This is a genomic window from Mesorhizobium sp. M4A.F.Ca.ET.020.02.1.1, from assembly GCF_004022645.1.
Taxonomy (GTDB): Bacteria; Pseudomonadota; Alphaproteobacteria; order Rhizobiales; family Rhizobiaceae; genus Mesorhizobium.
The window spans coordinates 1-2,328 of the sequence record NZ_RZOI01000854.1 but is presented as its reverse complement, the minus strand read 5'-3'; the positions used below and the strand labels follow the sequence as shown (position 1 = coordinate 2,328).

The following is a 2,328-nucleotide window of genomic DNA, read 5'->3' as shown; positions in this document are numbered from 1 at the left end:
TCGGCGAGCGGCGCGGCGCGGCTGGCCTCGTCCTCGGTCAGTTTCGGCGGCGCGATCGGCTTTGCCCGCCCCGGCGTGTAGTCGCCCGATCCCCCATCGCGCATGCTTTCGCCATTGCCGGCATTCGCGGTGCCGGGGTCGGCGGCGAAGGCCGGCACCAGCCACATCGCGGTGGAAAGAAATGCGGACGCAATGATGGTGTTTGTCAGTTTTGTCACGGTGAGACTCTCCCAAAAGTCAGCAAGGACTGGATCAAGATACAGAAATATTGTCGAGATCGTGGTGGCCCCAAAACCGAGCTTTGGAACCGCCGACCAGAACATTGCTCCGCGCGGTCAGTTGAGGCCCCCGCCAAAAACATCCGCGCGATATACTGCCTAAAATATTCCAACATTGGCAACGACAAATCGCTTCCACGTAGCCCGTGGGGGGCTATAGGGTTTTGAGCGGGTTCTGCTCGCGGGCACGATTAGCAGTAGTTGCACTTCGGTATTGTGACCGGTCGCGCGCCGATCTGGGCTGCGTGGCCGATCGTTCGAAGTGCCTCGGCAGCGGATCATGCGCCGGGCCGGCCTGTTCGGGAACGTTCGTCTCAGGAGGTCATGGTGAACATCATCCATCGGTTCAGGCCGCTCGCCACAGCATTGCTGACCGGCATCGCGGCGCTCGCGACGCTCAACGCCATCCACGCTGCCGATGGGCCGGCCCGGCCGGAAGCGGCGGTCTCGCCAATGAAGCGCGTCGCGGAAGCACGGGCCAAGGCCAAGGCCGAGAACCCCGACGGTGCCGATCGCGTCTATGGCGGCAAGGAGGCCGAGAAGGGCGCTTTTCCTTTCCAGGTGGCGCTGCTGACAAGCGACAGGCTGGACGCCAGCCCGGCCTCGCAGCCGGACGCGCAATTCTGCGGGGGCAGCCTGATCGCGCCGCAATGGGTGCTGACGGCTGCGCACTGCCTCGTCGACAACGGCAGGCCGATCCCGGCCGGCGCGGTTACCGTACTCACCGGCGCCACCGATCTCGGCGAAGGCAAGCGCTACAAGGCGGTGGAGGTCATCGTCAACGAGAGCTACAGCGAGCAGACGATGGACAACGACCTCGGCCTGATCCGGCTGGCCGAGCCGGCGGACGCGCCGACGATCAAGGTCGCCCATGAGGCAGCGCCAGACAGCGGCAAGACCACGGTCATCGGTTGGGGCAAGATGCAGGACGGCACCTTCCCGACGGCGCTGATGGTCGCCGATCTCGACCTGCAGCCGAACGCGACCTGCAACAGCGGCATCAAGGACATCTACGCCCGCGACCTGAAGGCGGCACTTGGCGATCTCTCCCACCGCATGCGCTATTCGGAAAAGGGCATCGACGCGGCGGCCAGCGCCATTGCCGCCGACATGTCGGATCCGCTGACCAGCAACATGATCTGCGCCGGCACCGCCAGCGGCGAGCGCGATGCCTGCAATGGCGACAGTGGCGGGCCGCTGTTCATGGCCGGCGCCGACGGCCCGGTCCAGATTGGCGTCGTTTCCTGGGGCGAAGGGCCGAATGACGGCAGTGCGGCCTGCGGCCACAAGAACGCCTACGGCATCTATACGCGGCTGGCCAATTATTCCGGCTGGATCGAGGAGAAGATGAAGACCACGCCGGCGCCCGCAAAGCCCAAGGCGGGCGTCGGCACCGCTCAGAAGCCGGCCAAGCCCTGAGCCTGCCACCGCTCTCAAAACAGAAACGGCGGGCAAAGCCCGCCGTTTCCTTTCATGCCATGCCGGCGCCGTCTACTTGCGTGGCGGGCCCTTGCGTTCCGCCGAGGCTGCCCACAAATTGATGTCGGCCTCGCGCGCGTAGCTGTCGATCTCGGCCAGTTCCGCATCGCTGAAGTCGAGCGCCTTCAGCGCGCCGACGCAATCCTCGACCTGTTCCGGCCGGCTGGCGCCGATCAGCGCCGAGGTAACCCGGCCCCTGCGCAACACCCAGGCCAGCGCCATCTGCGCCAGCGTCTGGCCGCGACGCCCGGCAATGGCGTTCAGCGCCTTGATGTTGGTGATCGTCTTGTCGTTGATGAAGGCGGGCCTGAGCGACTTGCCCTGGGATGCGCGGCTGCCCTCCGGGATGCCGCCCAGATACTTGTCGGTCAGCATGCCTTGCGCCAGCGGCGAGAACACGATCGAGCCGACGCCGAGCCCTTCCAGCGTGTCGAGCAGCCCGTCCTCCTCGACCCAGCGGTTGAGCATCGAATAGCTCGGCTGGTGGATGACGCAGGGCGTGCCGAGCTGCTTCAATATGTCGGCCGCCTCACGCGTGCGTTGCGAGTTGTAGGACGAGATGCCCGCATAG

At 65.7% G+C, this 2,328-nt stretch carries 2 protein-coding genes and 1 pseudogene; 1 reads left to right on the top strand and 2 read right to left on the bottom strand.

All coding sequences use genetic code 11. The features are described from left to right. Positions 1–218, bottom strand: a pseudogene (locus EN742_RS32160) (serine protease); the annotation flags it as partial. 387 nt (positions 219–605) lie between these two features. Here EN742_RS32160 and EN742_RS32155 point away from each other — a divergent pair. Further along, positions 606–1,697, top strand: a complete 1,092-nt coding sequence (locus EN742_RS32155; RefSeq protein WP_126058252.1) for a trypsin-like serine protease — start codon at positions 606–608, stop codon at positions 1,695–1,697. Positions 1,698–1,769: 72 nt separating this feature from the next. On the opposite strand, the gene EN742_RS32150 is transcribed toward EN742_RS32155, so the two are convergent. Then, a partial coding sequence (locus EN742_RS32150) for an aldo/keto reductase (RefSeq protein WP_189375694.1) occupies positions 1,770–2,328 on the bottom strand: 559 nt, incomplete at its 5' end.